At 68.5% G+C, this 23,150-nt stretch carries 22 protein-coding genes and 1 tRNA gene; 19 read left to right on the plus strand and 4 right to left on the minus strand.

Annotation, left to right across the window (positions count from 1 at the left end; genetic code table 11):
- Window positions 1-210: 210 nt before the first annotated feature.
- From lysW to I7X12_RS08410, 11 genes are all read left to right on the plus strand, one after another.
- Window positions 211-375, plus strand: coding sequence for a lysine biosynthesis protein LysW (gene lysW, locus I7X12_RS08360; protein ID WP_006882170.1), 165 nt, complete (start codon window positions 211-213; stop codon window positions 373-375).
- Between the two features lie 2 nt (window positions 376-377).
- Window positions 378-1,277: a lysine biosynthesis protein LysX gene (gene lysX / locus I7X12_RS08365; protein WP_198063822.1), complete on the plus strand. Its 900-nt coding sequence runs from the start codon at window positions 378-380 to the stop codon at window positions 1,275-1,277.
- Window positions 1,278-1,293: 16 nt separating this feature from the next.
- Window positions 1,294-2,334: an N-acetyl-gamma-glutamyl-phosphate reductase gene (argC, locus tag I7X12_RS08370; protein WP_198063374.1), complete on the plus strand. Its 1,041-nt coding sequence runs from the start codon at window positions 1,294-1,296 to the stop codon at window positions 2,332-2,334.
- A 14-nt stretch (window positions 2,335-2,348) separates the two neighbouring features.
- Entirely contained in the window at window positions 2,349-3,206 is an 858-nt protein-coding gene (locus I7X12_RS08375) for an acetylglutamate/acetylaminoadipate kinase (RefSeq protein WP_198063375.1), read from the plus strand.
- The gene (locus I7X12_RS08380; RefSeq protein ID WP_198063376.1) at window positions 3,203-4,336 is read left to right on the plus strand and encodes an aspartate aminotransferase family protein; all 1,134 of its coding nucleotides are present in this window, start codon (window positions 3,203-3,205) and stop codon (window positions 4,334-4,336) included. Before I7X12_RS08375 ends, I7X12_RS08380 begins: the two co-directional genes overlap by 4 nt.
- A complete protein-coding gene (locus I7X12_RS08385) occupies window positions 4,329-5,414 on the plus strand; it encodes a [LysW]-lysine hydrolase (RefSeq protein ID WP_198063377.1) in 1,086 nt (361 codons plus the stop codon). The genes I7X12_RS08380 and I7X12_RS08385 overlap by 8 nt, the downstream gene beginning before the upstream one ends.
- Window positions 5,411-6,301 (plus strand): ornithine carbamoyltransferase, encoded by an 891-nt coding sequence (gene argF, locus I7X12_RS08390; protein WP_198063378.1) that lies wholly within the window; start codon window positions 5,411-5,413, stop codon window positions 6,299-6,301. Before I7X12_RS08385 ends, argF begins: the two co-directional genes overlap by 4 nt.
- A gap of 270 nt (window positions 6,302-6,571) precedes the next feature.
- The gene (locus I7X12_RS08395) at window positions 6,572-7,384 is read left to right on the plus strand and encodes a DUF5518 domain-containing protein (RefSeq protein WP_198063379.1); all 813 of its coding nucleotides are present in this window, start codon (window positions 6,572-6,574) and stop codon (window positions 7,382-7,384) included.
- 163 nt (window positions 7,385-7,547) lie between these two features.
- Window positions 7,548-7,829 carry a DUF5789 family protein gene (locus tag I7X12_RS08400; RefSeq protein ID WP_198063380.1) on the plus strand — a complete coding sequence of 94 codons (282 nt, stop codon included), beginning with the start codon at window positions 7,548-7,550 and terminating at the stop codon, window positions 7,827-7,829.
- 208 nt (window positions 7,830-8,037) lie between these two features.
- Entirely contained in the window at window positions 8,038-8,271 is a 234-nt protein-coding gene (locus I7X12_RS08405; RefSeq protein WP_198063381.1) for a hypothetical protein, read from the plus strand.
- An 87-nt stretch (window positions 8,272-8,358) separates the two neighbouring features.
- The gene (locus I7X12_RS08410) at window positions 8,359-8,748 is read left to right on the plus strand and encodes a helix-turn-helix domain-containing protein (RefSeq protein WP_198063382.1); all 390 of its coding nucleotides are present in this window, start codon (window positions 8,359-8,361) and stop codon (window positions 8,746-8,748) included.
- A 73-nt stretch (window positions 8,749-8,821) separates the two neighbouring features.
- Here the strand turns inward: I7X12_RS08410 and thrC are convergent, their stop codons facing one another.
- Window positions 8,822-10,228, minus strand: a complete 1,407-nt coding sequence (thrC, locus tag I7X12_RS08415; RefSeq protein ID WP_198063383.1) for a threonine synthase — start codon at window positions 10,226-10,228, stop codon at window positions 8,822-8,824.
- Window positions 10,229-10,340: 112 nt separating this feature from the next.
- Between thrC and I7X12_RS08420 the strand changes: the two genes are divergently transcribed.
- Window positions 10,341-10,415 (plus strand) — tRNA-Arg (locus I7X12_RS08420).
- 371 nt (window positions 10,416-10,786) lie between these two features.
- Complete coding sequence (locus I7X12_RS08425; protein ID WP_198063384.1) at window positions 10,787-11,071, plus strand: hypothetical protein; 285 nt, start codon at window positions 10,787-10,789, stop codon at window positions 11,069-11,071.
- 27 nt (window positions 11,072-11,098) lie between these two features.
- Here the strand turns inward: I7X12_RS08425 and I7X12_RS08430 are convergent, their stop codons facing one another.
- Together I7X12_RS08430 and I7X12_RS08435 are read right to left on the minus strand one after the other, a co-directional pair.
- A complete protein-coding gene (locus I7X12_RS08430) occupies window positions 11,099-11,395 on the minus strand; it encodes a hypothetical protein (protein ID WP_198063385.1) in 297 nt (98 codons plus the stop codon).
- 45 nt (window positions 11,396-11,440) lie between these two features.
- Window positions 11,441-12,214 (minus strand): creatininase family protein, encoded by a 774-nt coding sequence (locus tag I7X12_RS08435; protein ID WP_198063386.1) that lies wholly within the window; start codon window positions 12,212-12,214, stop codon window positions 11,441-11,443.
- 126 nt (window positions 12,215-12,340) lie between these two features.
- Between I7X12_RS08435 and I7X12_RS08440 the strand changes: the two genes are divergently transcribed.
- The 4 genes from I7X12_RS08440 (at window position 12,341) to I7X12_RS08455 (ending at window position 15,899) form a co-directional block, all read left to right on the plus strand.
- Window positions 12,341-13,132 carry a class I SAM-dependent methyltransferase gene (locus tag I7X12_RS08440; protein ID WP_198063387.1) on the plus strand — a complete coding sequence of 264 codons (792 nt, stop codon included), beginning with the start codon at window positions 12,341-12,343 and terminating at the stop codon, window positions 13,130-13,132.
- Between the two features lie 121 nt (window positions 13,133-13,253).
- The gene (locus tag I7X12_RS08445; RefSeq protein WP_198063388.1) at window positions 13,254-13,793 is read left to right on the plus strand and encodes a (2Fe-2S)-binding protein; all 540 of its coding nucleotides are present in this window, start codon (window positions 13,254-13,256) and stop codon (window positions 13,791-13,793) included.
- A gap of 1 nt (window position 13,794) precedes the next feature.
- A complete protein-coding gene (locus I7X12_RS08450) occupies window positions 13,795-14,709 on the plus strand; it encodes an FAD binding domain-containing protein (RefSeq protein WP_198063389.1) in 915 nt (304 codons plus the stop codon).
- Window positions 14,706-15,899: an XdhC family protein gene (locus I7X12_RS08455; protein WP_198063390.1), complete on the plus strand. Its 1,194-nt coding sequence runs from the start codon at window positions 14,706-14,708 to the stop codon at window positions 15,897-15,899. Before I7X12_RS08450 ends, I7X12_RS08455 begins: the two co-directional genes overlap by 4 nt.
- Before the next feature lie 511 nt (window positions 15,900-16,410).
- Here I7X12_RS08455 and I7X12_RS08460 read toward each other — a convergent pair.
- A complete protein-coding gene (locus I7X12_RS08460) occupies window positions 16,411-17,193 on the minus strand; it encodes an SDR family NAD(P)-dependent oxidoreductase (RefSeq protein ID WP_198063391.1) in 783 nt (260 codons plus the stop codon).
- 179 nt (window positions 17,194-17,372) lie between these two features.
- On the opposite strand from I7X12_RS08460, the gene I7X12_RS08465 reads away from it, so the two are divergent.
- Complete coding sequence (locus I7X12_RS08465) at window positions 17,373-17,795, plus strand: PPC domain-containing DNA-binding protein (protein WP_198063392.1); 423 nt, start codon at window positions 17,373-17,375, stop codon at window positions 17,793-17,795.
- 58 nt (window positions 17,796-17,853) lie between these two features.
- A complete protein-coding gene (locus I7X12_RS08470; protein ID WP_198063393.1) occupies window positions 17,854-23,100 on the plus strand; it encodes an LAGLIDADG family homing endonuclease in 5,247 nt (1,748 codons plus the stop codon).
- The last annotated feature ends 50 nt before the right edge of the window (window positions 23,101-23,150 follow it).

Consider the following 23,150-nt stretch of genomic DNA (forward strand, 5'->3'; position numbering starts at 1 on the left):
GAGACGCCCGCGACCGGTCGCACACCGACCGATACCACCGACCGCGACCGCTCCCACGACCCCGCGAGGGGAACTAACATAAAACTGATACAGTGAACGGACTGTCCACGAAATCGGGCTCGCGACGCGCTTAGCGTAGAGTCCGCGTAACTATTTTTCTCTGATAGGTTCGAAGCGTTTAAGTAGATAGCAGGGTGAGTAGGGACTACGATGGCAGAATGCGTCGAGTGCGGAGCGGAAGTAACTCTGCACGACGGCATCGAGATAGGAGAGATCGTCGACTGTGGCACCTGCGGTGCGGAGCTCGAAGTCGTCGACACCGAACCTCCAGTCCTCGAGACGGCACCCGAGCTCGAAGAGGACTGGGGTGAGTGAGAGTGAAGGTCGGCATCCTCTACTCCCGGATCCGCCGGGACGAGAAGCTCCTGCTGAACGAGCTGCGTGAGCGCGACCACGAGGTCGTCAAAGTCGACGTGCGCAAGCAGCGCTTCGGGCTCTCGGAACCGCCCGAGGACATGCGCGGCGTCGACGTGCTCGTCGACCGCTGTCTGGCGACGAGCCGCTCGCTGTACGCGACGGAGTTCGCCGACGCCTACGACATCCCGGTCGTCAACAGCGCCCACACGGCGGAGGTCTGTGCGAACAAGGTGAAAAACAGTCTCGCGCTGGAGAAGGCGGGCGTCCCGACGCCGGCGACCGACGTGGCGTTCACCAAAGACGCTGCCCTCGAAAGTATCGAGGACTTCGGCTATCCGTGCGTCCTCAAGCCCGTGATCGGGTCGTGGGGGCGGCTGATGGCGAAGATCGACTCCCGGTCGGCCGCGGAGGCGATCCTCGAACACAAGGAGACCCTGGGCCACTACGAGCACAAGGTGTTCTACATCCAGGAGTTCGTCGACAAGCCGGGCCGGGACATCCGTATCGTCGCGGTCGACGGCGAGCCGGTCGCCGGCATGGTCCGCTCGTCGGACCACTGGCTGACCAACGCCGCCAAGGGTGCCGAGACCGCGGAGATCGAGATCACGCCGGAGATGGAAGAACTGGTGACCAAGGCCAGCGACGCCGTCGGCGGCGGGCTGCTGGGGATCGACCTCATGGAGACCGGTGTGAGCGAGGACGGCGACCCCTCGGGCTACACCGTCCACGAGGTCAACCACACCGTCGAGTTCAAGGCGCTCGACGAGGTCACCGACGTCGACGTGCCGGCGACGGTCGTCGACTGGCTGGAGACCACCGCCGGCGTCGACGAGGGCGAGACCGCAGAGGCGACGACATGAACAGCGAGGTGACGGCATGAGCCAGTACACCGCGTCGGTCGTCGGCGGCACGGGCTTCACGGGCGGCGAGTTGCTCCGCCTGCTCGCGGGCCACCCCGAGTTCGAAGTCGTCCAGGCAACGAGCCGCTCGAAGGAGAACAAGACGGTGGGTCACGCCCACCCGAACCTCCGCGACCTGGACCTGCGCTTTTCATCCCCGGAGGATCTGGAGAGCGTCGACGCGCTGTTCGCCGCGACGCCACACGGCGTCTCGATGGAGCAGATAGACGAGTTTCAGGACGCCGCGGAGACGGTCGTCGACCTCTCGGCGGACTTCCGCCTGGATACGGAAGCCCAGTACGACGAGTGGTACGACGGGCACACGCGCCCGGAGCTGCTCGACGAGTCCGTCTACGCGTTGCCCGAACTGACGCGCGACGAACTCCCGGGCGCGGATCTCGTCGCCTCGGGCGGCTGTAACGCCACGGCGACGATCCTCGGACTCAAGCCGCTGGTCGAGGAGGGCATTCTCACCGACGACGAGCAGATAGTGGTCGACGTGAAGGTCGGCTCCTCGGAGGGCGGGGCAGGGGGCGGCGAAGCCTCCTCCCACCCCGAGCGGTCGGGCGTCGTCCGCCCGTATGCGCCGACGGGACACCGCCACGAGGCCGAGATCGAGCAGTTCCTCGGCCTGGACGTCTCCTTTACCGTCCACGCGGTGGACATGATCCGCGGCGCGAGCGCGACCTGTCACGTCTTCCCGGGCGAGCCCGTCTCGAAGGGCGACCTGTGGGGGGCGTATCGCGGCGAGTACGAGGACGAACCGTTCGTCGAGCTCGTGGCGGGCGGCGGCGGGGTGTATCGCTACCCCGAGCCCAAGGCGGTCGCGGGGACGAATCGCGCGGAGGTCGGGTTCGAGCTCGACCCCGGAAACAGGCGTCTCGTCGTCTTCTCGGCGATCGACAACATGATGAAGGGCTCGGCGGGGCAGGCGGTCCACGCCGCCAACGTCGCCTTCGGTATCGAGGAGACCGCGGGGCTGGAGTTCGGGGGCCTCCACCCGGTCGGCGCCCCCTGAGCAGGTGATTTTTCGTGACTACAGTCGTCAAGATCGGCGGCGCTCGCGCGGTCGACCCCGCGGGCGCTCTGGCGGACGTTGCATCGTTGCGTGAGGACGGAGAGAGCGTCGCGGTCGTTCACGGCGGTTCGACGGCCGTCGACGAGACGCTCGAACGGCTCGGCATCGAACCGGAGTACGTCGAGACCCCCTCGGGCGTCGTCGGCCGGTTCACCGACGAGGACACCATGGAAGTGTTCGAGATGGTGTTCGGCCACCTCAACACGCAACTGGTCGCGGGACTGCAGAGCCAGGGCGTCGACGCCGTCGGGCTCAACGGGGTGGACGGGAAGCTCCTGTACGGGCCGCGCAAGTCCGCCGTTCGCGTGCTAGAAGACGGGACTCGCAAGATCCGCCGGGGCGACCACTCGGGGACGATCAAGCAGGTCAACGCGGAGTTGCTGGAGACGCTGTTCGACGACGGTTACACGCCGGTCGCGAGTCCGCCGATGGCGGGCAAGGACGACGACGAGGTCGTGCCGGTCAACACGGACGCAGACCGCTCGGCGGCCCACATCGCCGGTGCGGTCGAGGCGACGCTCGTCCTACTGACCGACGTGGAGGGTATCTACGCGGACCCCGACGACCCCGACACACTCATCGAGTCCGTCGAGACCGGTGAGGAGTGGGCGGACCTCGAAGACGCCGCCGAAGGGTTCATGGAGCGCAAGGTGATGGCTATCGAAGAGGCCATCGAGGGCGGCGCCGAGGAAGTGGTAGTCGCGGACGCAAACGCCGGCGACCCTATCCTGTCGGCCCTGTCCGGCGGCGGGACGCACGTGTACGCGTCGGCGCTCGACACTGCGGACAGTTCGGAGGAGGATTCACAATGAGCGGATTCGTCTTTTCAGAGAAACCGATCCAGATCGAGGAGGGCGACGGCAGCCTCCTCTACGACGACAGCGGTACAGAGTACCTCGACTTCGGCGCGAGCTACGCCTGCGTCCCGCTGGGCCACGGCCACGAGGCGGTCCACGACGCGGTGACCGAGCAGTTCGAGAAGTTGACCTACGTGCAGGCGTCGTACCCCAACGCTTCGCGGACGGCGCTGTACGACCTGCTGGCCGACACCGCGCCGGGCGACGTGGACTACACGTGGCTCTGTAACTCCGGGACCGAGGCCAACGAGGCGGCGCTGAAGTTCGCCCGTGCGGCCACCGGGAACTCGAAGATCGTCGCGACGATGCAGGGGTTCCACGGTCGGACGATGGGCGCGCTCGCGACGACCTGGAAGAGCAAGTACAAGAAGCCCTACGAGCCGCTGATGGGCGACGTAGAGTTCGTCCCGTACGGGGACAGCGAGGCGATGGCCGACGCTATCGACGACGAGACAGCCGCCGTCATCGTCGAACCCGTCCAGGGGGAGGGCGGCATCAATCCAGGGACCAGAGAGTTCCTCCAGACGGCTCGCGTCGAGACGGCGACCAGCGGTGCGGCGCTGATCTTCGACGAGGTTCAGACCGGGATGGGCCGCACGGGGACGCTGTGGGCCTCCGAGTGGGCCGACGTGGTCCCGGACATGATCACCGCGGCCAAGGGCCTCGGAAACGGGTTCCCGGTCGGCGCGACGCTCTGTCGCGAGTGGATCGCCGACAACTACGGCTCGCACGCGTCGACGTTCTCGGGCGGCCCGGTCATCTCGGCGGCCGCGGGCGCGACCGTCTCGACCATCGTCGAGGAAGAGATCCCGACCCACGCTCGCGAAGTCGGCGATTACATGATCGGCGAACTCGAAGCGGCCGTCGGCGACCAGGTTCGCGACGTGCGCGGCGAGGGTCTGATGATCGGCGTCGAAGTCGGTCGTGGCGCAAACCGCGCGCTGAAGGAACTCGCGATAACCCACAACGTCCTCGCACTCCCCGCGGGCCGGACCGTCGTGCGATTCCTCCCGCCGCTGACGGTCACCGAGGAGGAGGTCGATCAGGTGGTCGACGCCACGGCGGAGGTCGTCGGCGATGAGTGAGAGCGCCGGCGAACCCGAGGACGCGACCGCGTCGGTTCCCGTCGACGAGGACGCGCGCGACCTCCTGATCGACGTGGTCGACACGCCCTCGGTGACCGGGGAGGAGGCCGAGGCCGCAGAGGTGCTCGCCGACTTCTTCGAGGCCCACGACCGCGAGGTGTGGGTGGACGACGTGGGCAACGTCCGCGCGCCGGCCGACGACAGCGTCCTCCTGACCTCCCACATCGACACCGTTCCGGGCGACATCCCGGTGCGCGTCGAGGAGGGTGAGGCGGGCGAGCAGGTGCTGTGGGGTCGCGGGAGCGTCGACGCGAAGGGGCCGCTGTGCTCGATGGCCGTCGCGGCCGTCCGCACGGGCGCGTCGTTCGTCGGCGTCGTCGGCGAGGAGGTCGACTCCCGGGGCGCCCGACACCTCGTCGAGGACCGCGACGCCGAGCCCGGCGCCGTGATCAACGGCGAGCCCTCCGGCTGGGACGGTATCACGCTCGGCTATCGGGGATTGCTGGGCGGGACGTACGTCGCGACCTCGGAGTCGGGCCACTCCTCGCGACCGGAGAACAACGCGATCCAGGACGCTATCGGCTGGTGGTCGGCGGTCGAGGAGGAGTTCGGCCACGACGACTGGGTCCCGGTCTTCGAGCGGGTGACGGCCAAGCCGATCAGTTTCGAGGGCGGGATCACCGACGACGGGCTCTCGGTCGAGGCGACGGCGGACGTGCAACTGCGCGTTCCGCCCGAATACACGACCGAGGAAGTGCGAGAGATCGCAGACGGCCACCTCACCAACGGAACCGTCCACTGGCACGACGCGGTCGAGCCGGTGATGATGAACCCGCGAACGGCTGCGGCACGAGCCTTCCGCGCGGCGGTCCGGCAGGTCGGCGGCGACCCTCGCCTGTTGCGCAAGACCGGCACAAGTGATATGAACGTCTACGCACAGGAGTGGGACTGTCCGATGGTGACCTACGGACCCGGTGATTCCGACCTGGACCACGCGCCAGACGAGCACGTCTCCCTCGCGGAGTACGACCGCGCAGTGGCCGTGTTGGAGACCGCGACGGAGCAACTCCAATCATGAACTTCCTCGACGTCGACGACCTCACGACCGGTGAACTGGCGGCCGTCCTCGACCGCGCGGCGGCGATCAAGGCCGACTACCGCGACAGCGGCGCGAGCGACCTGCTCGAGGGCCAGACACTCGGCATGATCTTCGAGAAGCCCTCCACGCGGACCAGAGTCTCCTTCGAGACCGGCATGACCCAGCTGGGCGGTCACGCCGTCTTCCTCGGTCCGGACGACATCGGCCTGCACGGTCGCGAGCCCGTGAAAGACATCGCGCGGGCGCTCGGTCGTTACGTCGACTTCGTGATGGCCCGCGTGTACGACCACGCCGACGTGGTCGAACTCGGCGAGTACGCCGAGGTGCCCGTCATCAACGCGTTGACCGACGACGCCCACCCCTGCCAGACGCTCGCCGATCTCTTGACCATCCGGGAGCACTTCGACGAGGACGTCTCGGTCGCGTGGGTCGGCGACGGCAACAACGTCTGTCAGTCGTTCGTCCTCGGCGCGGCGATGTCCGGGCTCGATCTCACGGTCGCCACCCCCGAGGGGTACGGCGTCGACGACGGCGTGCTCAAACGCGCCGAGGGGCTCGGCACCGCCCCGGCGACGACGACCGATCCGGAGGCCGCCATCGCCGGCGCGGACGTGGTGTACACGGACGTGTGGGTCAGCATGGGCCAGGAGGACGAGCGCGCGGAGAAACTGGAGGCCTTCGAGGGGTTCGGGATCACGCCCGAACGCCTGGGCGATCGCAAACTGATGCACTGCCTGCCGGCCCACCGCGGCGAGGAGGTCACCGACGCAGTCATCGAGCGCGACGACGCCATCGTCTGGGATCAGGCGGAGAACCGCCTGCACGCCCAGAAGGGACTGCTGGCGTGGCTTGCCGAGCAGGAATAGACAGCATCCGCGCGCCGTGGGCGCGCGGTTCACCGGGCCGAGCGTAGCGAGGGCCGTTTTTTCGCCACCGAGAGAGCGAAGCTCTCTCGAGCCCTGCTCCGCTTCGCTCAGCAGGACCACGTTTTTCGACGAGCGGTGCCCGCGGCGAGTGGGCCGAGCGAGGACGAGCGGAAGGGGAGGGCGCGATAGGCTCGGATTATCGTCGGTAAGGGTTCTCGACCGGTGAGAACGATCGTCGGTGGTCAAGGTATCTCTCGGCCAATATTTCGTATGGCTTCGACAGCGACGAACGCGAGCGAGCGGGGGGCAGTGAGAGCGAGCGGGGAGCAGCGGGTTCGGCGAGTCGTGGACTGGGCGGTGCCGATACTGCTCGGGCTGTACGGGCTGGCGGTAGGCTTCGGCGGGGCGGCGCTGGCGGTAGCGGCGGACCGGGACGTGATCGCCGAGCTGGTGGCCGAGGGGACGATCGTCTCGGACGTGTTCACTGACGCGGCGCTGGTCGACGTGACCTTCGCGACGGCGCGCTGGAGCGGGGTCGGACTCGTCGCGACGGGACTGCTGTCGTGGGTCGCGGCGGTGGCGTTCGTCGCCCATCGGCGTCGCGAGCGCGCTCGGACGCGAGGGTCCGGAGCCGCCCCGACGTACACGTGGACCGACGCGGCGGCGGGCGGCGTGGTGACGGCGGTCACCTCGTTTTTGTTGCCGTTCGCGCCGATGCTGGGCGGGTTCGCCGGTGGCTATCTCCACCGCAACGAGCGGACGAGCGCGACGCGAGTCGGTGGGCTGTCGGGGCTACTGGCGGTCCTGCCGCTGGCGGTGGCGCTGCTGTTCGTGACCGCGGGCGTCGCGATCGGAGCCCTGCGGGCCGACGCGGTCGGCGTCGCGCTACTGGTCGTCGGCGTCGTCCTCGTGTCGCTGCTGTTCACGGCGCTGTTCTCGGGCGGGTTCGGCGCGCTCGGTGGCTACCTCGCGGGCCGACTCCGCGAACGCGACACCGAGGACCTCGACGAGTTCGGCGGGGACCGCGAGGAGGGCAGCTTCGACGACGAACGACACGACCACGACGAATCGACCGCCGACTGAGCGGCCCTCGCACGGCCACACCGGCTCCCCCCGACGCCGCATCCGTCAGTTCTCCCGTAGAACTGTCCACGTTCGTCCACCAGACTGTCCCGAGAGCGTGCGAGAGATTGACAGTCGTATACCCTAATGATTTATAATGCAGTAGAATAATCGTGAACTACAGATGCGGATCACAGAAACGCGGCAACTGTTCACGGACTCGTGTGAGTATCCGACCGACGCGGCGACGGTCGCCGACCGGGTCGGTGACGTGGAGATCGAAGCGCCGACGGGGGATACGACGACGGTCGAGGCGGTGCTGTCGCGGTCGAACGTCGGCACCTACGAGTCGGCCGACGACGTGTACACGGCGGTGATGGGCAACCTCGACGACTCCTTCATCGGGCTGAAGTACTACGACGACCGCGGCGACAACCAGCCCCACCCCCACCGCACCTGGCACTGAGCCGGGGCCGGCGGCGTGACGGCGGGGAGTGTAACGGGCAGGGCCGCGGTGTGCGTCCGCAAAGGGTCTGAACGGGTAGTCCGGTCGGCGGTGGATTCGGACTCCGGGACGGGGGAGAGGCGGCGGGCCGGCGCGGCGCCCACTCGGATGTGCGACCGCCGCGCGACCGGAGAACACTGATTATCGCAGCGGCCGAACCCGTCCACCGATGGCCGATCCGTCCGTCGTCGACGCCGGGGAGCTGAACGCCGACGAATTACTCGACCGGATCACGTCGGAGGGCCGGATCCGACTCCGAACGGAGTTTCTCGACGCGGAACACGAAGTGACGCTGCGGTGGGACGGGGAGACCTACTACTGCGACACGCCGACGCGCCTGCACAGACACGACTCCGAATCCGAGATGCGGAACTGTCTGATCGAACAGGGTTACGGGCGTTGAGGGGGCTCGGTCGCGGCCGGCGGTGTAGCCCCCGTGCCGAGGCCACCGTGTCCGTTTAAGCGGCGGGAGTGCCAAGTAGGCGACACCATGGTCGAGGCGGACCCTTCACCCCAGCGGTTTCGCGAGTTGATGCTCGACGAACAGCCGGGTTTCGCGGACGTGCTCGCCTGCGTCTTCAATATTCAGGAACACGAGGTTCGGACCTTCCTGACCCTGCAGGACCACTCGGGAAGCACCGTCGCCGAACTGGCCGACCAGCTCGAACGCGACCGCAGCAACGTCAACCGCTCGCTGTCGACGCTCCGCGAGAAGGGGCTGGCCGAGCGCGAGCGGCGGCTGCTCGACGGCGGCGGCCACGTCTACCAGTACTCGGCGACGCCGCTGCCCGAAGCCCGCGAACTGATGCACGAGACACTCGACGAGTGGACCGCCTACGTCCACGAACGCATCGACGAGTTCGGCGAAGAAGACCTCTGATCGGTCGTATTCTCTCCGGTGTGGCGTGTTCCTCCGACGAGCGTGAGTCGAGCGTCTCGACCCGGTCGGACGACTACTCCTTCGATCGGAGCTTCCGGTAGAGGTACGCCAGACCGATCCCCCCGACGACCAGCGCCGGGAGCAGCGGCGAGTCGGCGGCCTTCGACGCCTGTCGGCGAACGGTCTCGCCGACCGACGACCCCTCGTCGATGTGGTCCAGCACGGCTTCGGTGTCGTTGGGGACTGGCTCGGGGTCGCCGCCGGCCTCGTAGGCGGCGTCGGGGTCCTTGAGCAGGTGGCCGGTCGTGAGACAGACCACGTCCTCGTCGGCGCTAACGTCGCCGGACTCGCGGAGTTTGCGGAGGCCGGCGACGGACGCGGCGGAGGCGGGCTCGACGCCGACGCCCTCCTCGGCCAGATCACGCTGGGCCTCGGTGATCGCCTCGTCGGAGACGGCGACGGCGGTGCCGCCGGTCTCGCGGATACCCGGCAGCGCCTTCGGAGCGTTGACGGGGTTGCCGATGCGGATAGCCGTCGCGATGGTCTCGACGTCGTCCCAGCGGCGCACCTCGTCGTTGCCCTCCTCGACGGCCTCGACCATCGGCGCCGCGCCCTCGGCCTGGACGCCGGTGAGTTTCGGCACGTCCTCGGCGTCGATCGCGCCGGCCGCCCGGAGTTCGCGGAAGCACTTGTACAGCGCGGCGGTGTTGCCGGCGTTGCCGACGGGCAGGACGATCCGGTCGGGATAGGTCCCCTCGTCGGCGTGGAACCGCTCCATAATTTCGAGGCCGATCGTTTTCTGGCCCTCCAAGCGGAACGGATTGAGCGAGTTGAGCAGGTACGCCTCGCCGCGGGCGGCGAGGTCCTGCACGATGTCGAGACAGGAGTCGAAGTTGCCGTCGACTTCGAGGATGCGAGCGCCGTGGAGGCTCGCCTGGGCGACCTTCCCGGCTGCGACCTTGCCGGCAGGCAGGAGCACGAGCGTCTCCATCCCGCCGCGGGCGCCGTAGGCGGCGAGCGCCGCGGAGGTGTTCCCGGTCGAAGCGCAGGCCAGTCGGTCGACGCCGACCTCCTTGGCCACGCGGACGCCGACGGTCATCCCGCGGTCCTTGAAGCTTCCCGTCGGGTTCATCCCCTCGTGTTTGATACGGAGGTTGTTCACGCCGACGTCGTCCTCGATACTCGGGACGTAGTGCAGCGGCGTCCCGCCCTCGGGCAGGGAGACGCCCTCCTCGAACGGCAGGGCGTCGGAGTAGCGCCAGACGCCGTAGGGGCCGCTCTCGGGCGAGCCGCCGGTACCGAAGTCGTCCCACGTCGGGAGGTCGGCGTAGCGGACTTCCAGCAGCCCGTCGCAGTCGTCGCAGGTATAGCGGATCTCGGCGAAGGGGTCGAAGGTCTCGCCGCACTCGATGCAGGTCAGCCAGACGCCGTCCGTCGCGACGGCCGGCTCGGACTCGTCGAGGTCCAGGTGCGCGCTCATTGGCAGTGACTGAACGCGCGGCGACCAAAAGAGGGCCGGTTACGTGGTGCGCGGCTCGGTCGGCACCGAACCCGGGCCGCTTTTTACGCGCGCCCGTCCATTCCGAACCACGGGGCACGTAGCTCAGTCCGGATAGAGCGTCGGACTTCTAATCCGACGGTCGTGGGTTCGAATCCCACCGTGCCCGTCCATCTTTTTCCCGGCCGGGTTTCCTCGGTCGCCTACGGCGACCTGCGGGAACCCGGCCGGCAAAAACATGGGTGAAAAAGCCGGACGACTCGGTCGCTTCGCTCCCTCGCGTCCGGTGAACCGCCTCGCTTCGCTCGACGGATGCTGGAACTTCTCGGATTTCTCTGTAGTGCTAGCCGGCTGGCGGCCCGAGCTTGACGATTCAGCCACCGGGTGACCTCGATCCCGTCCCAACTGCGGCCAGTACGATACGATCGTCATCGAGCTGGCCCGCGGTCTCGGCGACACCGTGACGATGTGGTCCAACGGCCAGATCGACCGAACTCTAACCTCCCGAAGACCCTTATCGCACGCCTCGAACGTACGGGCGTGGAGGATCTGCCGACGGACGTGCGGACGGTGCTCTCGCAGTTGTTCGCCGAGGGCCGGCGCGCGCTCGCCGAGGACGACGACCCTGCCACGGCGCGTGAGAGCGTGACGAGCGCCGCCTCGGTCGTCCGGAACAAACTCCCCGACGGCGAGTTCAAGCGGGAACTCCGCCACGGCTGCGAGCGGGTGGTCGACCTGCTCGACACCGGCGACGAGCCCGCCGACGCCGACGCCGCGGTGGAGTACCTGGCCGCGATGGAGCGGCGGCTGGACGCCGTCGAGTAGCCTGAAAACGACCCGTCCCGTGACTCCTCAGAACCCCTGGTTCGGGTCGGCGGCCATCGGGTCGTAGCCGGCGATGCGGTACTCCCGGGAGTCGGTGCAGTCGTCGTTGCCGTCGGCCAGGTCGCCGACGGCGTAGTCGAACCGGTGCTCGAAGTCACCGTTGTGACCCTCGGCGCGGTCGAGCACGTCCTCGACGGCCAGGTCCTCGTCGAAGTCCTCGCGGAAGGCGGCGGCGTTCTCGGCGGCCGTCGCGACGGTCTCCGCGTCGGCGTCGAACTCGGCCTCGAAGGCCGCTGCCAGTTCGGTCTCGAAGTCGTCGCTCATATTCGGGCGATCGGAGTCCTCCAACGTGTCTCTTTCCACTCGGGCTCAAACGTGGTCGCGGGGCATGAGATCCTCGAAGGGCTGGTCGTCGAGCCACTCGGCGAGTTTCACCAACTGCTCCGAAGCGGCTTCGAACAGCTGCTCGCCTTTCTCCCTGGTCGCGTCGGTCTGGTCGCCGAGCACGCCGCTCTCGGTGTTGTCGATGGCGTCGTAGAAGGTGCGAGCGCCGTGCTTGCGGAGGCCCTCGAAGTGCTCGACGTCGCGGATGCCCTCGTCGCGGGCGCGCTCGAACTGGTCCTCTCGCACCAGGTCCTCGTCGATGTGGAGCATCATCGCGGTCTCCTTGGGTCCGCCGTGGGGGCCGTTGTACTCGAAGATGTCGTCGACGAGGTCGGGGATGGACTCGTCCCACATCCACTCGACGGCGTAGGCGACCTCGTCGTCGCGGACCCGACGGCCCACTTCGCGGAGGTGTTCGACGTTGCCGCCGTGGGCGTTGACGAAGATCACGCGGTCGACGCCGTGGTAGGTGAGATTCCGGGTGAGCGACTCGACGTAGTCGCGGAAGACGCCGGGCTCGACCCACATCGTGCCGTTGAACTGGCGGTGGTGGGGACTGACGCCGACGTTGATCGTGGGGGTGCATAGATAGCCCGTCCGTTCGGCGGCCTCGCGGGCGAGCGCTTGGGCGATGCGGTGGTCGGTCGACTCGGGGAGGTGGGGGCCGTGCTGCTCGGTCGATCCGAGGGGGACGAGCGCCAGCGACTCCTCGGCGAAGTACTCGCCCAGTTCCGGCCAGGTGTGGTCTCCGAGGTACATGTCCCATCCCGAGGGCCCGCCCGTCGTTACTGTTTCCCTCGCGGCGGTATCGCCCGCGTCGGCGAGCATGTCACCGAGAACCACACGACCCCCGTCACTGATTTGCCGGCGGGTCGACGCACCCGTATGGACGACGGTTCGACCGACGAATCGCCCGGTGCGGCGACGCCCGAAACCGGCGACGCCCTCGGTGCGATGCTCCGGGAGTACCACGGGGGCGGCGAGGGCGTGGAACTGATCGAACGAGACGACGGCTGGATCGGGATCAGTGCGGGCGGCGCGTTCTACTTCGCCGACTACGACGAGTGGCCCGAGCCCGACCGGCGGGCGCTCGACCGCGTCGAGGGGCGAGTCCTCGACGTGGGCTGTGGCGCGGGTCGCGCGGCGCTGGCCCTCCAAGAGCGCGGTCACGACGTGACCGCCATCGACGTGTCGCCAGGCGCGGTCGAGGTGGCTCGCGACCGCGGCGTCGAGGACGCTCGCGTCGTGGACATCGCCGACGTGGCCGACGAGTTCGACCCCGGCACCTTCGACACGGTGCTCATGCTGGGCAACAACTTCGGGCTCGTGGGCACGGCCGAGACCGCGCCCGACCGCCTCCGGAATCTCGCGACGGTGGCGACCGACGACGCGACGCTCGTCGCACAGAGCCGCGATCCGGTCGCGACCGACGACGAGGCGCACCTCGCGTACCACGAGTACAACCGCGAGCGCGGTCGGCTCCCGGGCGCGCTCCGGATGCGCGTCCGCCACGAGCGGCTCGCGACGCCGTGGTTCGACTACCTCATGGCCGCGCCCGACACGATGGCCGAGCTGACCAGCGACACCCCCTGGGACCTCGTCGACACGATCGAACCCGAGGAGGGGCTGGACCCGGCGGGCGGCGACTACGTCGGGCTCCTGACGGTCGAACGCTGAGTGGCGGACCGGGGCGCGGCCGGCGCCGGGAGACGGACCGACTGCGGTCGGTGCCGAGCGGCGCCGGGGACCAACACTTTACTCGCTCGCCGCCGTTGTCGGGACAAGCGATCACCCTCTCATGTCGACACACGAAATCTCTCTGACGGTAGACGGAACGACCGAGGACCTGACCGTCGAGTCGCGGACACTGCTGGTCCACGCGCTGCGGGACGACCTGGGCTACACGGCGCCGAACGTCGGCTGCGAGAGCGGCAAGTGCGGCGCCTGCACGGTCGAGATGGACGGCGACGCCGTCAAGTCCTGTACGATACTCGCGGTTCAGGCCGACGGCAGCGACGTGACGACCGCCGCCGGCTACGCCGACGACGGGCTCGACCCCGTCCAGCGGGCCTTTCACGACGAACACGGCCTGCAGTGTGGCTACTGCACGCCGGGCATGCTCGCGACGACACACCAGCTGCTCGACGAGAACCGCGAGCCCACCCGCGCCGAGATCCGACGGGCGCTGAAGGGCAACGTCTGTCGCTGTACGGGGTACGAGAGCATCGTCGACGCCGTCGAGACCGCTGCCGAGCGGCTGCGAGCGGCCGACGCCGACGGCGAGCGGCCGACGGGCGACGGGCCCGCCGACCCGCCGGAACCGGGGGCCGAGGACTGAGATGTTCCCCGCCGAGTTCGACTACGAGCGCGCCGCGTCGGTGAGCGAGGCGCTGGCCCTGCTGGACGAACACGCCGACGCGGACGTGGAGATCCTGGCCGGCGGTCACAGCCTCGTCCCGGCGATGAAGAATCGTGGGCGGGAACCGGACGTGGTCGTGGATCTGGACGTGCCGGCGCTCGACGCGGTAAACGCGCTGGACGACCGGACCGTCGTCGGTGCGCTGACGACCTACGCGACGCTCGTCGACTCCGGCGCCGTCCGCTCGACCGTCCCGCTGGTGGCCGAGGCGGCGAGCGAGGTGGGCGACACCCAGATCCGCAATCGAGGGACGATCGGCGGGAACCTGGCGGCGGCCCACCCCGGCGCGGACCTGCCGGCGGCGGTCCTGGCGAGCGACGCGACGATACTGCTCCGCAACCGCGACGGCAAGCGCGAGGTGGGCGCGACCGACTTCTTCCGCGGCGACGGCGAGACCGCCGTCGAACGGGGCGAACTCCTCACGGGCGTTCGCGTGCCCCACGCCGACGACGGCGGATTCGCGTACGCGAGAAAGACCCATCCAGCGACGGGCTACGCGATGGTGGGCGTCGCCGCGGTGGTCGAGACGGGCGGCGGTGGGGGCGGAGACGACGGCAGCGAGGGAGTCGTTTCGAGTGCGCGCGTCGCCGCGACCGGCGCGGTCGACCGCGCGGTTCGCCTGCCGTCCGTCGAGGACTCGCTCGTCGACGAACCGCTCGACGCGGCGACCATCGACGCCGCGGCGAGCGAAGCGACCGACGATATCGACACCGGGCGACTGCGCTCGGACGCCCACGCTTCCGGCGAGTTCCGCGGGGAACTGCTGGAGACGTACGTCGGTCGCGCGCTGGAGACGGCCGCCGACCGGGCGGCCGGCGACACCCCGACAGCATGAACGGCGACCGGGCCCAGCCGGACTGGTCGGCGCCCGAGCGGGCGGTCCGCGCGACCGCCCGCGAGTGCCTCGATTCGGGCGAGCCGGCGGTCCTGACGACGGTCGTCGCCGTCGACGGGCGGGCCTACCGGCGGCCGGGCGCGAAGATGATCGTCGCGCCCGGGGGCGGTGCGACCGATTCCGAACCGACGGACAGCGCCGAGACGGAACGCGACCCGGCGACCGGTGCCGGCTCGGTGACGGCCGGCTGCCTCGCCGACTCGGTGGTCGAACTGGCCGGCGACGTGCTGGCCGACGGGTCGGCCCGCGTCGAGCGGTTCGACCTCCGCTCGGACGAGACGTGGGGCCTCGGCGTCGGCTGCGACGGCGTCGTCGACCTCCTGCTCGAACCGCTCGGGGCGGCCCATCGGCCGCTGGTCGCGCCCGACGAGGAGCTGGTGGGCGGGCGGACCGCGGCGGTCGTCGTCGAGAGCGAGGACGACCGCGTCGCGGTGGGCGACCGCTGGACCGAAGGGGACGGTCGGAGCGAGGGCGACGGCGCGGCCGGAGCGGCCACCGCGCTTCCGCCCGCAGTCGTTGCGACGGTCCCCGACGATGTCGACGGAGCCCGTTCGGTTCGAGCCGAAACGGGCGGCGGGTCGGTGCGGCTGTTCGTCGAGCGGCTGGCGCCGGCGCCGCGGCTCGTCGCAGTCGGGAGCAACGCGGACGTCCGCCCGGTCGTCGAGTCGGCGCGGTCGGCCGGCTTTCGGGTCACCGTCGTCGGCTTCCGCGGCGGCCGCGCGACGAGCGAGCGCTTCCCGCGTGCCGACCGGGTACTCGCGACCTCGCCGCGGGACCTGCGCGAGGCCGTCGGCTTCCGGCCCGAGGACTCGGTCGTGCTGATGACCCACAACTTCGTCGACGACCGCGTGGCGCTCGGGGAGTTGGTTGCGACACCGGTCGACTACGTCGGCGTGCTGGGACCCAGCGAGCGGTTCGACCGACTGCGTGCGGCGCTGGCCGACGACGGGATCGAACTGGACGACCGGGACCGCGAGCGGATCTACGCGCCGGCCGGCCTCGACCTCGGCGGCGGGAGCCCCGCGCAGGTCGCCCACAGCGTCGTCGCCGAAGCCCTGGCGGTCCGGAACGGGCGCTCTGGCGGACATCTCCGTGCGATCGACGGCCCGATTCACTCGCGAGACACCTGAGTGGCGACGGATTCGTGTCTCGTAGTGAGTGGTTCGACTCCATTCGTGGGAGAGCGTCGAAAGCCCTCGGCGCGCTCGCTCACGGGTCGCTTCGCTCGCCGGAAGACTCGCTCCGCTTGTCTTCCGAGCCTGCGCTCACTTCGTTCGCGCAGACCCCGTTCGCGTTGACGAGGTCTCCCTGCGGTCGACCTCGCTCTCGCGGTCGCTGAGCGGGATATCGTCGCTCCCTCCGGTCGCTCCGATAGTGCCCGCTCAGACGACTCAGTTCGCTTCACTCACCGCGAGCGCGCCTCGTCCTTTCAGTCCACCAGGTACAGCACCGCACCGCGCCACACACCTCCCCAACCGATTCGCTCGCTTCGCTCGCTCATCCGCTGTCAGAGCAAGCTCTGACAAGCCTTCGCACACACAGTTCGCGAAGACCTCGCACGGCTACGTTTCGCGGCCCTCGCTATGCTCGGGCACGCTCGACAGCGCGCGCCGGTTCAGGAGTCGGTAGTCGATTCCCGCCCTACCGGTTGTCGAGCCGCCAGTCGGGGATGGGGACCTGACCGCCGTCGACGCGGAGTTCGTGGCCGTTGACGTAGTCGGCGGCGGGCGAGGCGAGGAAAGTGACGCCGTTGGCGATGTCTTCCGGCTGGGCGAAATAGCCCAGGGGGTTGAGGTCCTCGATCTGCTCGGTGACGGCGTCGGAGAAGCCGTCGGTCATGCGGGTGTCGACCCACCCGGGCGCGACGGCGTTGACGCGGATCCCCTCGTGGCCGAGTTCCAGCGCGAGCGACTTGGTGAGCCCGAGCAGGCTGTACTTGCCCACGTCGTACTGGGGCGACTGGCCGACGCCGTTCTTGGTGTGGATCGAGGTGATGTTGACGATCTTGCCGTAGCCGTCCTCGATCATGCCGTCGACGACGGCGCGGGTGCAGTTGATCGACCCGAAGAGGTGGACCTCGATGTTCAGCCGGAAGTCGTCGTCGTAGCCCTCGTCGAGGAACGGCCCGGCGTTGCCGACACCGGCGTTGTTGACCAGGATGTCGACGCTGCCCAACTCCTCGACGCCGTGTTCGACCATCGCCTCGACCTCGGCCTCGTCGGTCACGTCGGCGGCGACGCCGACGGCGTCGCTGTCGTCGTCGCGGTCGCGGATGGTCGCCGCGGTATCTTTCGCCACGTCCTCGTCCAGATCGTTGACGATCACGTCGGCGCCGTGGGTCGCGAGTTCGAGGGCGATCGCGCGGCCGTTGCCCCGGCCGCCGCCGGTTACCAGTGCGGTCTGACCTGTCAGGTCGAGATCCATGGCGCTCCGTTCGAATCCCGGCGTCTTCAAGCCCGGCGGTGGGGGAACGACTGTCCGCTGTTCGTCGCAGCCGCGGGGGGTGGACGCGGGCTCGCGCCGGCCGAGTGACGCGTCGACCGGGGCGCGGGTTCGCGCCGACGCTCGGAACGTTTTTTGTGGCGCCCGTCCCTCGTAGGCGTATGGATTACCTGGAAGTCGAGGGCGCCCGCGAGTTCGTCGCCCGCCTGGACCACGGCGGGGACTGGCGGGCCCAGATCGAGGCCTTCGCCGCCGACGAGGGAATCGACGCCGCCTTCTTCTTCGGACTCGGCGCCGTGGGCGACGCCGAGATCCTCTACTACGACCAGGACGACGAGGAGTATTACCCCGAGACCTTCGACGAGCCGCTGGAGATGGCCGCCTGCGTCGGCAACGTCTCCGAGCTGGACGGCGAGCCGTTCGCCCACACCCACGCCGTCCTCTCGCGGGCGGACGGGACGACGCTGGCGGGCCACCTCGACAGCGCGACCGTCTTCGCCGGGGAGCTGTACGTTCGCGAGTTCGACGTAGCGCTCGACCGGGAGTACGACGAGGAGACCGCGCTGGACCTGTGGCCACTATGAGCCGGCCGCGGTGACCGAGGACCGATGAGCGAGACACGATGACGCCCGAGGGACGACGATGAAACCGGAAGACGAACGCTACTTCGAACGACTGGAGTCCGGACTCGACGAGGCCTTCGAGGTGGCCGAGCGGGCCCGCGAGCGCGGCGGCGACCCAACCGACAGCGTGGAGATCCCGGTCGCTCGCGACATGGCCGACCGCGTCGAGAACATCCTCGGCATCGACGGCGTCGCCGAGCGCGTCCGCGAGTTAGAGGGCGAGATGAGCCGCGAGGAAGCGGCGCTGGAACTCGTCTCCGACTTCGTCGACGGCGACGTGGGCGACTACGACTCCCGTGCGGGCAAGGTCGAGGGCGCGGTCCGCACCGCGGTCGCGCTGCTCACGGAGGGCGTCGTCGCCGCCCCCATCGAGGGGATCGACCGCGTCGAAATTCTGGAAAACGACGACGGCACCGAGTTCGTCAACGTCTACTACGCCGGCCCGATCCGCTCGGCCGGCGGGACCGCCCAGGCCCTCTCGGTGCTGGTCGCCGACTACGCCCGCGCGATGCTCGGCATCGACCAGTACAAGGCCCGCGACGACGAGATCGGCCGCTACGCCGAGGAGATCGACCTCTACGACAAGGAGACGGGACTGCAGTACTCCCCCAAGGAGAAAGAGAGCAAGTTCATCGCCGAGCACATGCCGATCATGCTCGACGGGGAGGCCACCGGCGACGAGGAGGTGTCGGGCTATCGGGATCTGGAACGGATCGATTCGAACTCCGCCCGCGGTGGCATGTGTCTCGTCATGGCCGAAGGGATCGCGCTGAAGGCGCCGAAGATCCAGCGCTACACCCGCAATCTCGACGAGGTCGACTGGCCGTGGCTCCAGGACCTGATCGACGGCACGATCGGGAAAGACGACGGCGAGGACGAGGCCGACGACGGAGAGGACGCCGAAGCGGAGGACGACGCCGACGACGACAGCGAGGGAGACACGGACGAGCCCGCGGGACCGCCTCGCCTGGAGCCGTCGAAGAAGTTCCTCCGGGACCTCATCGCCGGGCGGCCGGTCTTCTCCCATCCGAGCGAGGCCGGGGGCTTCCGGCTGCGCTACGGTCGGGCGCGCAACCACGGGAACGCGACCGCCGGCGTCCACCCGGCGACGATGCACCTCGTCGACGACTTCCTCGCGACGGGCACGCAGATCAAGACCGAACGGCCCGGCAAGGCCGCCGGGGTCGTCCCCGTCGACACCATCGAGGGGCCGACGGTCCGCCTGGCGAACGGCGAGGTCCGCCGCATCGACGACCCCGAGGAGGCGCTGGCGGTGCGCAACGGCGTCGAGAAGGTGATCGACCTGGGCGAGTACCTCGTCAACTACGGCGAGTTCGTCGAGAACAACCACCCGCTCGCGCCCGCCTCCTACACCGTCGAGTGGTGGGCCCAGGAGTTCGACGACGCCGGCGCCGACGTGCAGGCGATGCGCGACTCGCTCGACGTGGATCTCGCCGACCCCAGCGCCGCGGAGGCCCTGGAGTGGGCCGACGACTACGACGCGCCGCTACACCCGAAATACACCTACTGCTGGCACGACCTGTCGGTCGACGAGGTGTGCGCGCTCGCCGACGCCGTCGACGAGGGTCGTATCGCCCAGACCGACGGCGCCGTGGTGAGGGATCCGGAGGACCGCGACGACGCCGACAGCAGCCAGGGTACCCAGCACGACGCCGCGACCGACGGCCACGACCGCGACGCCGGCGCCGCGGCGGCCGGCGATCTCGTGATCCCGCGGTCGCCGGGCGTATGCGAAGCCGTCGAGCACCTCCTCGTCGAGCACACCCAGACCGAGGACACGCTCGTGATCCCCGACTGGCGCCCGCTGGTGCGGACGCTCGGCTTCTCGGACTCGCTCGAACGCGAGTGGGCGCCCGAGGACCTCTCCGAACGGGCGAAAGCCTACGGCGGCGGCGAGGCCAGCGACGCGCAACTCGAATCCTCCGCGGCCTCCACGGAGGACGGCGCCAACGCCATCGAGGCGATAAACGAGGTCGCCCCGTTCCCCGTCCGCGAGCGCGCACCCACCCGCATCGGCAACCGGATGGGCCGCCCGGAGAAATCGGAGAAGCGCGACCTCTCGCCGGCGGTCCACACCCTCTTCCCTATCGGCGAGGCCGGCGGCGCCCAGCGGAAGGTCGGCGACGCCGCCGTCGCCGGCGACAGCTACGACGACTCCCAGGGGAAAGTCGAACTCGAAGTCGGTCGCCAGGAGTGTACGGCGTGTGGCGAGCGAACCTACAAGCCCCGCTGTCCCGACTGCGGCGGCGTCTGCGAGGCCGTCTACGTCTGTCCGGACTGCGACCACGAGGTCGAACCCGACGAGTCCGGCCGGGCCGAGTGTTCCCGTTGCGAGACGCTCGCCCGGCCCACCCAGACCACCGTCGTCGATATCAACTCGGAGTTCAAGTCCGCGCTCGCGAACCTCAACGAACGGCCCACCGCCTACGACGCGCTCAAAGCCGTGAAGGGCCTGTCCTCCGAGCAGAAGACGCCCGAACCCATGGAGAAGGGGGTCCTCCGCGCGAAACACGGCGTCTCGGCGTTCAAGGACGGCACCGTCCGCTACGACATGACCGACCTGCCCGTCACGGCGGTGCGCCCCTCCGAACTGGACGTGACCGCCGACGCCTTCCGCGCGCTGGGCTACGGCGAGGACATCCACGGCCAGCCGCTCCAGCACGACGACCAGCTGGTCGAGCTGAACGTTCAGGACGTCGTCCTCTCGGAGGGCGCCGCCGAGCACATGCTCAAGACCGCCGACTTCGTCGACGACCTGCTCGAATCCTACTACGGTCTCGAACCGTTCTACGAGTTAGAGGAGCGCGACGACCTGGTGGGGGAGCTGGTCTTCGGGATGGCGCCCCACACGAGCGCGGCAACTGTCGGAAGAGTTGTGGGTTTTACAACGGCCGCTGTCGGGTACGCACATCCATACTTTCACGCCGCTAAACGCCGGAATTGCTTCCACCCGGAGACGAAGGTGTGGTACGAAGACGAAGAAGGAGCGCTCAACCACGAGTCGATCGAGACCCTCGTCGAGGGGTACCTCGATCCGAGCCATGCCGAGCGCGACGACTTCGGAACGCTCGTCGACGACCTCGACCACCTCGACGGCGAACTCTCCGTCCCCTCGTTCGACAACGGCGGTTCACAGTCGATCCAGCCCGTCGAAGCGCTCAGCAAACATCTGGCACCGGATCATCTCGTCGAGATCCGTACGGAATCCGGCCGAGAGCTGACCGTGACACCGGATCACGACGTCCACATCTACGAACCGGATCTCGGTCGGATGGTCTCTGTCCCCGCGGGGAAACTCGACGAGTCCGACTGTCTCGTCACGCCGAAGGACCTCGATAGCGCCGATCCGGCCGAAGAGCCGGAGCGGTTCGACCTCCTGAAGGAGTTCGTCGAGTCCGATGTCGTCGACGACGACCGACTGATGGTCAAGGGCCTCGACAAGGAGCGGCTGTACGAACGTTTCGAACACCGACTGGCCGACGAGTGGGATGGTCGCTTCTACCCACTCCAGAGCACTGCCGACCACCTCGGCCTCACCAAGAAGACGCTGAGTAACTACCTCTACCGCGAGAGCATCCCGGTCGCGTTGTTGAGTCACTTCTTCGACTCGACGGACGACCTGCTCGAATTCGTGCCGGAGGACGCAACCCTGGGTGTCAAACACGACAGGACTGAAATCGACCGGCACGTCACGCTCAACGAACGGGTCGCGACGCTGCTCGGCTACTACGCCGCCGAGGGATTCGCCCGGATGCAGGACACTCCGAAGGGGACGATCCATCAGACGACGATCTGCGGCACGGACGAGGAGGCTCGACAGTTCTTCCTCGACGTGTTGACCGAGGAGTTCGGCGCCGACCCGTACGTCGAGAATCACGCGAAGGTCACGGCCTCGGGCAGATTGCTCCGCGGATTCTTCGACACGGTGCTGGATGCGGGCGTCTTCGCTCACACCAAGCGAGTCCCGCAGTGTATCTTCGACGCACCTGACCGGATCGCCGGCGCCTATCTCGCAGGGTATTTCAGCGGTGACGGTACCGCTGACAACCAAGCACCCCGCGTCTCCGCGACGACTGTGAGTCCGGAACTCAAATCCGACGTGCTCGCACTGCTGACTCGACTGGGTATCACTGCGACGGTAAATCACACTGGTCCAGTTGCACTTTCGGACGCGTTCCCGGACTTCTACCAGGAGGACGACGAGTCGCTCTCGCGCCACAGCTACGAACTAACCATCTCTCGGGACGACGCCGTCCGATTCGCCGACCGCGTCGGGTTCCACCTCACCGAGAAGGACTATCGGCTGCGCCGACAGGTCGACGGGCGGAAGCACACCGACCGCCACGCCTACGTGTTCGACGGGGGTTCGGATGAGTACCACCTCGATCCGGTTCAGTCGGTCTCGTACATCGAGTCGGATGTCGACCACGTGTACTGTCTCACCGTCGCCGAAACCCACTCGCTCATCGCCGAAGACCTGTCGGCAAAGCAGTGTGACGGTGACGAGGACTGCGTCATGCTTCTGATGGACGGGCTGCTCAACTTCTCGAAGCAGTTCCTCCCGGACCAGCGCGGCGGGCAGATGGACGCCCCCCTCGTCATGTCCTCGCGGATCGACCCGGCGGAGATCGACGACGAGGCGCACAACGTCGACATCATGCGGGAGTATCCGAAGGAGTTCTACGAGGCGACCCGCGAACTCGCCGACCCGGAGGACGTCGAGGAGATCATGACCATCGCGGAGGAGACGCTGGGCACCGACGAGGAGTACACCGGCTTCGACCACACCCACGACACCACCAACATCGCCGCCGGGCCGGATCTCTCGGCGTACAAGACGCTGGGGTCGATGGAGGACAAGATGGACGCCCAGCTGAACCTCTCGCGGAAGATCCGGGCGGTCGACGAGACGGACGTGGCCGAGCGCATCATCGAGTACCACTTCCTGCCCGACCTCATCGGGAACCTCCGCGCGTTCTCCCGGCAGGACGTGCGCTGTCTGGACTGCGGCGAGAAGTACCGGCGGATGCCGCTGTCGGGCGACTGCCGGGAGTGTGGCGGCCGCGTGAACCTCACCGTCCACGAGGGGTCGGTCAACAAGTACATCGAGACCGCCACCCGCGTCGCCGAGGAGTTCGGCTGTCGCACCTACACGAAACAGCGCCTGGAAGTCCTCGAACGGTCGATCAACCGCGTCTTCGAGGACGACACCAACAAGCAGTCCGGCATCGCGGACTTCATGTGAGCGCGCCGTTTCCGCCGAGCGAAGTGAGGCGGTTCTTCCGAGCACGCCGC

The sequence above is a fragment of the Halosimplex litoreum genome, assembly GCF_016065055.1.
Lineage (GTDB): Archaea > Halobacteriota > Halobacteria > Halobacteriales > Haloarculaceae > Halosimplex > Halosimplex litoreum.